Origin of the sequence: Halomonas sp. (assembly GCF_033549285.1) — a bacterium.
Classification (GTDB): domain Bacteria; phylum Pseudomonadota; class Gammaproteobacteria; order Pseudomonadales; family Halomonadaceae; genus Halomonas.
Window position 1 is genome coordinate 80,886 of record NZ_JAWSUJ010000003.1, and the last position, 9,761, is coordinate 90,646.

The window sequence follows — 9,761 nt, forward strand, 5'->3', positions numbered from 1 at the left end:
CGCCATGGCCCTCGCCCTGTTGCTCGGCGGATTGGCCAGTTTTGCACTCGAAGGCCTCCTGCGCCCGCGGGTAGCGGCCCCGTGGCGCCGCCCCACGGCAGCCCTGCTGGTTCACCTGGGCAGCTGGTGCCTGCTGCATGCGGGCTTTCTCGCCGTGCTCCAGCGCCCCTGGTTCGCCAGCGCCTTCATCCTCAGTATGCAACTGGTGGTCATCCAGACCAGCCTGATCAAGTGGCGCTCGCTCAAGGAGCCCTTCCTCTACCAGGACTTCGACTACTTCCTGGACGCCATCCGTCACCCACGGCTCTACCTGCCCTTCTTCGGGCTGTGGCTCGCCGTCGGGGCCATGCTGGCCGGCACTGTCGCAATTGCCGCTTTCCTCTGGCTCGAGCCGTGGCTGTTCATCCAGCTCGCGCCAGGCGAGGGGCTGCTCGCCTTCTCCCTCGAGGGGCTGGTCGGCGTAGGCCTTCTCATGGCGGGGATTCGGCGCTTGCCGCCGGTCACGCTGGTGCCGTCGCAGGATCTGCCACCGCTCGGCCTCTACGCCTTCCTGTGGAGCTATGGGCGTCAGACAAGACGCCCACTGGACAGCCGGCTTTCGCCCCCCGAGTTTCGCCAGCCAGCCACCACGGCTGACCTCGAGGCGCTGCCCGATGTGGTGGTGGTACAGAGCGAATCCTTCTTCGATCCACGCCGCTGGAGCGATCATGTCCACCCGGACACCCTGACCCACTGGGATCGCCTCGTCGCCGGGAGCCTCGCCCATGGTCCGCTGCGCGTGCCCGCCTGGGGCGCCAACACCGTACGGACCGAGGCCGCCTTCCTCACCGGCCTGGGCCCCGGCAAGATGGGCATCCACCGCTTCAACCCCTATCAGCAGCTCGCCCGCCAGCCCATGCCCAACCTGCTGGCCAGCGCTCGCCGGCTCGGCTATCGCACCGTGGCCCTGCATCCCTGGCCGGCCAGCTTCTATCTGCGCGACCGTGTCCTGCCGTCTCTGGGCATCGATCACTTTCTGGACATCAGCGACTTCGACCCTGCCGACCGTGACGGGCAATATATCGGCGATGCCGCCCTGGCCCGCCGGGTTGGAAGCCTGCTCGATGACAGGGACAATGCACCCCTGTTTATCTTTGTGATCACCATGGAGAACCATGGCCCCCTGCATCTGGAAACCCCGAGTGAAGCCGATGCACGGCGCCTGTCGCCCGCCGGCCAGGCGATCGCCCATCAGGCCCACTACCGTGACCTGCAGGTCTACCTGCGTCACCTGGCCAATGCCGACCGCATGCTGGACGCGCTCAGCTGTCGGCTCGCCGAAGGCCCCCGTGACGGCCTGCTGTGCTGGTACGGGGATCATGTGCCGATCCTCGACCAGGCCTACCAGGCACTGGGCGAACCGGATGGCACGACCGACTACCTGATCTGGTCGACCCGACCTGACGTGGCCCTCAGGTCTCAGCCGGAGGCGCGTGACGTCTCACGGCTAGGCGTCGAGCTGCTTGGCTGGATTCACGCCCACGCCGAGCACAGCGCCCTAACCCCGACAGGGAATCACCCTCTCAAAAAGAACGCGACGCCCAGTCGTCACACGCAGGAGCAGGAATGACACGACGCGTTGCCATCGTGGGTGCCGCCCACCGGCTTCCCGGCACCACCCCGGAGACCTTCTGGGCCGACCTCATGGCGGGCCGTGACCTGGTGAGCCAGGTCCCCGAGGACCGCTGGAGCCAGGATGCTTACCAGCATCCCGACAAGCGCCACCCCGGCACCAGCGTGACCTTCGCCGCTGGCAGCCTGGGGGATATCAGCGGCTTTGATGCCAGCTTCTTCGGCATCTCACCGCGTGAGGCCGCCCATATGGACCCGCAGCAGCGCATGCTGCTGGAGCTCGCCTGGGAAGCCATGGAAAACGCCGGCGTGCCGCCCTCGCGACTGCGCGGCAGCCAGTGCGGGGTCTTCGTGGGCATCGCCAGTGTCGACCACGCCTACCGCCTGGCCGACGATCTTGACGCCATCGACGCCTCGACGGCCACGGGTAACACCTCCAGCATCGCCTCGAACCGGCTCTCCTATATCTTTGACCTGCACGGCCCGAGCATGTCGCTGGATACCGCCTGCTCCTCCTCGCTGGTGGCCTTCCACCAGGCATGTCAGGCGATCCGCGCCGGCGAGACCGACATGGCGCTGGCGGGTGGCATCAGCCTGCACCTGCACCCCTACGGCTTTATCATTTTCTCCAAGGCCAGCATGCTCTCGCCCACCGGCCGCTGCCAGGTGTTCGACGAGGCTGGCAACGGCTACGTGCGCTCCGAGGGCGCGGGCCTGTTCCTGCTCAAGGACTACGACCGCGCCGTGGCCGATGGCGACAATATCCTGGCCGTGGTGGCAGGCTCCGCCGTCAACACCGATGGCCACAAGTCGGGGCTGACCGTGCCCAACCCCGCAGCGCAAATTGCGCTGATGCGCCAGGCCTATGAACAGGCCGTCATTTCGCCGGATGAGATCGATTATCTGGAAGCCCACGGCACCGGCACGGCGGTTGGGGACCCCATCGAGACCCGCGCCATCGGCGAAGCACTGGGCAAGCACCGCGACACGCCGCTGCCCATCGGTTCGGTGAAGAGCAACGTCGGCCACCTGGAAACCGCCTCCGGCGCGGCGGGCCTGGCCAAGGCGCTCTACAGCATTCGCCACCGCGAGGTGCCGGCAACGATCGGCATCAAGACCCTCAACCCGCGGATCAAGTTCGATGAGTGGAACCTGCGCGTGGTGACCCAGGCCCAGCCGCTCAAATCGCACGGACGACTGGTGGTCGGCGTCAACTCCTTCGGCTTCGGTGGCGCCAACGCCCACGTCATTCTCGAAAGCCCACCCGAACGCGCCGACTGCGACAAGTACCAGGGCGAGCCGCACGGGGCACTGCCGCTTCGGCTGTCCGCCCGCGGTGAGCCCGCGCTCAAGGCCATGGCCGGTGAGCTTGCCGAGTGGCTGATGCGCACTGAAGTCAGCCTCTACGACATCGCCCATACCCTGAACGCCCATCGTGATGCGCACAGCGATGGTGCCCTGCTGTTCGCCGACACCAAACAGCAAGCCGCCGAGATCCTCGCCGCCTGGACTGATCCCAGCGCCGCTGAGCAAGCGTCTGAGCTGCCGGTCGGTCTGGCTCGAGGCCAGCACCTGGAGAACGCCAAGGGGCCGGCCTTCATCTATACCGGCAACGGTTGCCAGTGGGAGACCATGGGCGCCGAGTTGCTCGAAAGCGCCCCGGTATTTGCCGCCGCCGTGGACAAGGTTGACGCGCTGTTCCAGCGTTACGGCGACTTCTCGCTGCGTGCCGAGCTCGAGGGGTGCAATCTTGAAGATCAGATCAACGCCCCGGAAGACGCTAGCAGCCGCCTCGCACTGACCGAGGTCGCCCAGCCTGCGCTGTTCGCCGTGCAGGTTGGCCTCACTGCCCTGCTGCGCGACCACGGCATTGCGCCGATCGCCGTGACCGGCCACAGCGTTGGCGAAGTGGCGGCCGCCTGGGCGGCCGGTGCGCTCAGCCTGGCCGATGCCGTCAAGGTCATCTACTATCGCAGCCACTACCAGGGCAAGACACGAGGCCAGGGCGAGATGACCGCCGTGGCGATGGGCGCTGATGTGGTCAGCGAGCTTCTCACCGCCCCTGAGTATCAAGGTGTAGACCTCGCCGGCATCAACAGCGCGAACGGCGTGACGCTCGCCGGCGACCCTGCCGCGCTGGCTCGCCTGGAGCAGCGGCTCGGCGAGCAGGGCATCTTTGCCAAGCGCCTGCCGCTCGATTACGCCTTCCACAGCCCGGCCATGGACCCCATCCAGGCCGGCGTTCTCGACTCCCTCGCCGGCATCGCCCCCAACGAGACGGCGCTGCCCTATATCTCCACGGTATCCGGCGCTGAGCTGGCCGGCAGCGAGCTCGGCGCCGAATACTGGTGGCACAACATCCGCCAGCCCGTCCGCTTCGCGTCGGCCATCCAGGCGCTGATCGACGACAGCATCAATGTCTTCGTCGAGATCGGCGCCCACCCGATCCTGCGCCGCTACCTGACCGATACCCTGCGTGAAAGAGCGCGCGACGGCCAGGTCATCGGCACGCTGATGCGTGACACGCCCGCGGCCCACTGCATGACCCGCACGGTTGGCCAGGTGCTGCTCTCCGGCATTGGCGTCGACCTCTCGCGCCACTTCCCGGTCGCGGGGCGCTTCGTCGACCTGCCCCGCTACCCTTGGCAGCGCGAATCCTACTGGGTTCAAGGCACCAACGACGGCCAGGGGCTGCTCGACCGCTACTACGAACACCCACTGCTCGGCTACCGACTGGCCCAACAGGCCAACACCTGGGAAAGCCAGCTGGATACCGGCCGCGTGCCATGGCTGGCCGACCATGTGGTCGGCGAGGGGGCGGTGTTCCCGGGCGCCGGCTTCATCGAACTGGCGCTGGCCGCCGCCCAGCATGGCAAGGAAGCACCGCTGGTCGATATCGAAGAGCTCGAGATCCAGGCACCGCTGCTGCTCGATGCCGCCAACGGACGTCGCGTGCGGGTGCAGGTGTCCCCCCAGGATGGCCGCGTGGCGATCCACTCCCGCGAGCCGGTGACCGGCAGCGACTGGCAGCTCAACGCCGTGGCCCGCGTCATGGCACAGAGCCGGGGGTTCCTGCTGCGCCGCCAGGCACCGGTCCGTCCGGCTCGCGCGCCCGACGTCACGCTTGACGACCACCTGGCCATGGCCGAACACCTCGGGCTGCACTACGGCCCCGCCTGCCAGGCCATCAGCCACGCCTGGGTCGAGGGGGACAGCGTGATCGGCGAGATCACGCTGAACGAGACCCTCAGCGCAAGCCTCGAGGCATTACATCTGCACCCCGGCATCCTCGACAGCGCCTTCCAGCTGTTCATCCCGCTGCTAGCCCTCGAGGCCCGCGCCCAGGGCCGCGAGGACGATGACCTGGCCTTCGTGCCGGTCCGTGTCGGCCGCGTGCAGTTCCTGCCTGGCGCCGGCACCCCAACGCTCGCCCAGGCCCGCCTGGACAAACGCTCGCCGCACTCCTTCACCGCCGATTTCGCGCTGTTCGACGCCCAGGGCCGCGCCATCGCGTGCTCAGCGAGACCCGCTTCAAGGCGGTTCGTCTCAAGCGTCAACACCACCAGCGGTTCAGCTACCTGGATGTCGAGCTGTCCCCGATGCCGCGCCAGAGCGATGCCGCCGCGCTCGACCTGGCGCCGCTGCATGCCGCCATGCCGGGGCTGCTAGACGACTTCGCCCGCTTCACCGGCCAACGCTTTGCCCTCGAGGTCGATCCGCTGCTCGATAGCCTGACCGACGCCTTCGCCTCGCAAACGCTACAGGCGCTGGCCGGTGGCTCGCACCTCAGCCATACCCGTTATCGGGAACTGACGCGCACCCATTTCACCAGCCAGCCGCTGCTCGATCAGCTGATCCGCCTACTCATCAACAACGAACGGCTGGTGGAAAACGACCAAGGCTGGGCGCTGGTCGAGGATAACGACGCCGTCACGGCGGCCACCATCTGGCAGCTGCTGGTACGCGACTACCCGGACTACTTTGCTCCCGTGCAACGCATGGGCCGTTTCGGTCTGCACCTGCCGGCGCTGCTGATGGGCCAGGAAAACGCCGAGACGCTGGGCCTCGATGCCAATGCGGTGGCCTCGCTCAACCGCCAACTGGTCGATGCGCGAGGCTGGCAAGCGCTGGCCGGTGGACTGCACGACGCCCTGCGAGGGGTCCTCGACGGCTTGCCTAGCGGCCAACGCCTGCGTCTGCTGGAAGCTGGCCCCGCAGCCACGGCGCTGGGTGAGCGGCTCAGCGACCTGCTCGACCCCGACCGCTGCGACTACCGTATCCTGGCAGTGGGCGACGGCGCCTGGCACCAGGCCGAGCAGCTCCAGGAGCGCCACCCGCTGGTCGACATCGAGCGCCTCGAGGCCCTGGCCGACGAGGCTGAGCCAGCCCAGCTTGCCCTGATCAGCCTCGAGGTGGGCCACCGCCAGCGTAATCGCCGCCTGCTGGAGGCGCTGCCCACCCGCCTGGCCGCGGGCGCCCAACTGGTGCTGCTCGGCGTGCACCCCAGCGCCTGGCTCGACACCCTGCTGGCCGCGCCGGGCCTCGAAGACGACGGCACCCCCCTGCTCGTAACGGAACAAGCCGATGTCATCGACACCCTCGGGCGTCTCGGGGCCACCCACATCCAGCCGATCCCGCTGGAGGACGAGTCTCGCGGTGCTTACCTGATCCACGCCCAGTGGCCTCAGACCTCTCAACCAACGCGGAAGACAGACATCGCGCTTAACCGGGGCAGCGTCCAGCTGGTGGCGGATGCCGGCACGCGCGCGCTGGCCGAACGGCTTGCTGCCGGCCTGATCGAACGCGGCCAGCAGGCCCGTGTCGTTGACGCCTTCGCGAACGAAGGCCAAGCCCCGGTCCACATCGTCGACCTGCGACAAGGGGAGGCACGCTGCGAACAGGCCATGCAGTGGGCACAGGATCTCGAGGCCCACGGTGACCAATGCGCGCTATGGCTGATCACCCGGGGCGTGGCCCGCATGTGGGAGAATGGGGAATCGGTGAGTGGTGAGGAGTCAGGAGGGAGTGGTGAGGGGCTCCCTGGCCCGGATGCCGCGCTATGGGGCTTCGCCCGCTCGCTGGCCAACGAATCCGCCGGCTACCCGGTGCGGCTGCTCGACCTGCCCGAGGGTGACCTCGACGACACCCTGATCGGGGCACTGCTCGACGAGCTGAGCCAGCCCGATGCCGAAACCGAGCTCGTGCTGGACGCTCAAGGCCGCCGCTTCGCGACGCGGTTGCGCACCCTGCCGGCCCCCGGCGCAACAGCGCAAGAAAACGGGGCATCGCAGCATGCCATGACGCTGGGATTCCCCTTGCCCGGCCAGCTGCGCAACCTGACCTGGACCCCCACGTCCCTGCCTCAGCCGGCCGAGGGCCAGGTGGCCATCAAGGTGCAGGCCACCGGTCTGAACTTCCGCGACGTGATGTACACCCTCGGACTGCTTTCCGACGAGGCGATCGAGAACGGCTTCGCCGGTCCTACCCTGGGCCTGGAGTTCGCCGGCATCGTCGAGGCCGTGGGGCCTTGGACAAACGACGTGGCAGTGGGAGATGCTGTGGTCGGCTTTGGCCCGGCGAGCTTCAGCGACCGGTTGATCGCCAGCCGGCACGCCATCGCACCGCTTCCCGAGGGCGTGGGCTTCGCCGCTGCCGCGACCATCCCCACGACCTTCTTTACCGTCTACTACGCGCTGAAGCATCTGGCCCGGCTCACACCGGGCGAGAAGGTGCTGATCCATGGCGCCGCCGGCGGCGTGGGTATCGCCGCCATTCAGGTCGCCCAGTGGCTGGGCGCGGAGGTCCATGCCACCGTGGGGTCAGCCGAAAAGCGCGACTTCCTGCGCCTGATGGGCATCGAGCACCTCTATGATTCCCGCTCGCTGACCTTCGCCGAAGAGATCCTCGACGCCACCGACGACCGCGGAGTCGACGTAGTGCTCAACTCCCTGGCTGGAGAAGCAATCAACCAGAACCTGCGGGCGCTGCGTCCGTTCGGGCGTTTCCTGGAGCTGGGCAAGCGGGACTTCTACGAGAACACCCATATCGGCCTGCGCCCGTTCCGCAACAACCTGAGCTACTTCGGCATCGATTCCGATCAGCTGATGAAGGAACAGCCCGAGCTCACCGGTCAGCTGTTTGGCGAGATGATGGCGCTGTTCGAGGACGGCACTTTCAGCCCCCTGCCCTACACCGCTTTCAGCACCCGCCAGGTGGTCGAGGCCTTCCGCTACATGCAGCAGGCACGACAGATCGGCAAGGTGGTCGTGACCTACGAGCAGCCCCTTAGCTTGTCCCCTCCGACGTCCCATCGGTCACGCGACACCCTGGCGCTGCCAGCCGAGGCCAGCTATCTGATCACCGGCGGCCTCAGCGGCTTCGGGCTGAAGACCGCCCAGTGGCTGGCCAGCTGCGGCGCGCGCCACCTGATCCTGATCGGCCGTCGCGGCGCGGCAAGTGACGAGGCCAAGGCCGGGGTGGCAGAACTGGAAGCCCAGGGCGTGACGGTGAAAGCCGCCGCCTGTGACGTCACCGGTCGCGAAGCATTGGCCGCCCTGCTCGATGCCTGCCGCGAGACACTGCCGCCGCTGCGTGGCGTGGTGCATGCCGCCACGCTGATCGACGACGGCTTGATCCGCAATCTCGATACCGAACGCATCCGCCGCGTGCTGGCGCCCAAGATCGACGGCGCCCGCCACCTCGACGCCCTGACCCGTGACGACCGTCTCGACTTCTTTGTCATGTACTCCTCGGCCACCACGTTGTTCGGCAATCCCGGCCAAGCCAACTATGTGGCGGCCAACCATTGGCTCGAGGCGCTGGCCGCCGCGCGTCGCCGCCAGGGCCTACCGGCCACCTGCCTGCGTTGGGGCGCCATCGAGGACGTCGGCTTCCTGGCCCGCCACACGCGCACCCGGGATGCCCTGCAGGAACGCCTGGGCGGCTCGGCCTTGCAGTCGGACGATGCCCTACGTGTACTCGAACAGCTGCTGGTGCATGGCGAGCGGGGAGGCCGCAGCCTTGGCGTGCTGGAGCTCGACTGGAGCGCCCTGGCTCGCTTCCTGCCCACGGCGGCGAGCCCGCGCTTCAGTGAGCTTGCCCGCGAGGCTGAGGACGATGGCCGAGCCGACGATGGCGGCGACAATCTCGCCGATCTATTCGCGGCTCTCTCCCCGGAAGAACTGCATGGCGCGGTGACTGATCTGCTGCGGGCCGAACTGGCGGGTATTCTGCTGCTCGACGAAGAGAAGATCGATGTGCATCGCTCGGTCTACGACATGGGGTTCGACTCGCTGATGGGCGTGGAGCTGATGACCGCCATCGAATCGCGCCTGGGTGTCCAGGTGCCGGTGATGGTGCTCAGTGAGGCATCAACCCTCGACAAGCTGGCCGGTGTGCTGATCCAGAAACTGCAGCAGCACGCCAGCGATGATGAGGAAACGAGCGCCGATGGCATGGCTGCCCTCGCCGCCCGCCACGGCGCCAAGGGGCTCGAAACTCCTGATGAGAACGTGGAGGAGGTCACACGATGAAGGAGCGTCGCACCGACCTCAAACAGCAGCTGCTGGCTCGGGCTCGCAAGCAAGGCAAGCCACGCGCGGCCGCACCCAACGCCACCACAGAGATGCCCGACGGTGCAGGCCCTCGCCGCGCGGTACCGGAGCGCTTTACACGCTTCGATGCCCATCCGGGCTATCAGGGAAAACGCATGAAAGCCATCACACCGCGAGAATGTCCGCCAGATAGGTCTCATCCAGCGCGGCTTTCTTCTGTTTCCGCCGAATACCGCCTTTGAAACGGGTCTCCCCTTTCAGGTAATTCAAGGCGATATGACGAATCCTGGCGAGGTTTTCAGCAGACTGACCACGATGGATTTTGCAGGCATCTTCGCGCAACGCCACGTCCAGGGACCAGTGGAGCTTATTCTCCACATGCCAATGCTGGCGGGCCGCTTCGGCGAGCTTCTTGGCGCTCAGATCGGCAGAGCTGATGTAGTAGCGGATCATCGGTGCTTCTGGCACCTCATCTCCTTCCTGGCGGAAACTCATCACCACGCCTACCGATTTCAGCCCTGGCCAGTAAGTATCCCCCGGCAAAGCCGGGGGCTTTATATTGTTAGCCCCTCAAAGGGGCAAGAATCTGAGCCGCCT

The 9,761-nt window shown here is 67.1% G+C and carries 2 protein-coding genes and 1 pseudogene; 2 read left to right on the forward strand and 1 reads right to left on the reverse strand.

Annotated elements, in window-relative coordinates:
- The first annotated feature begins 4 nt into the window (after window positions 1-4).
- The gene (locus SCI24_RS01585; RefSeq protein ID WP_318723632.1) at window positions 5-1,609 is read left to right on the forward strand and encodes an LTA synthase family protein; all 1,605 of its coding nucleotides are present in this window, start codon (window positions 5-7) and stop codon (window positions 1,607-1,609) included.
- A pseudogene (locus SCI24_RS21510) lies at window positions 1,606-9,143 on the forward strand (SDR family NAD(P)-dependent oxidoreductase). Before SCI24_RS01585 ends, SCI24_RS21510 begins: the two are co-directional and overlap by 4 nt.
- A 186-nt stretch (window positions 9,144-9,329) precedes the next feature.
- On the opposite strand, the gene SCI24_RS01600 reads toward SCI24_RS21510, so the two are convergent.
- A complete protein-coding gene (locus tag SCI24_RS01600) occupies window positions 9,330-9,707 on the reverse strand; it encodes an ISAs1 family transposase (protein WP_318723634.1) in 378 nt (125 codons plus the stop codon).
- Window positions 9,708-9,761 lie beyond the last annotated feature (54 nt).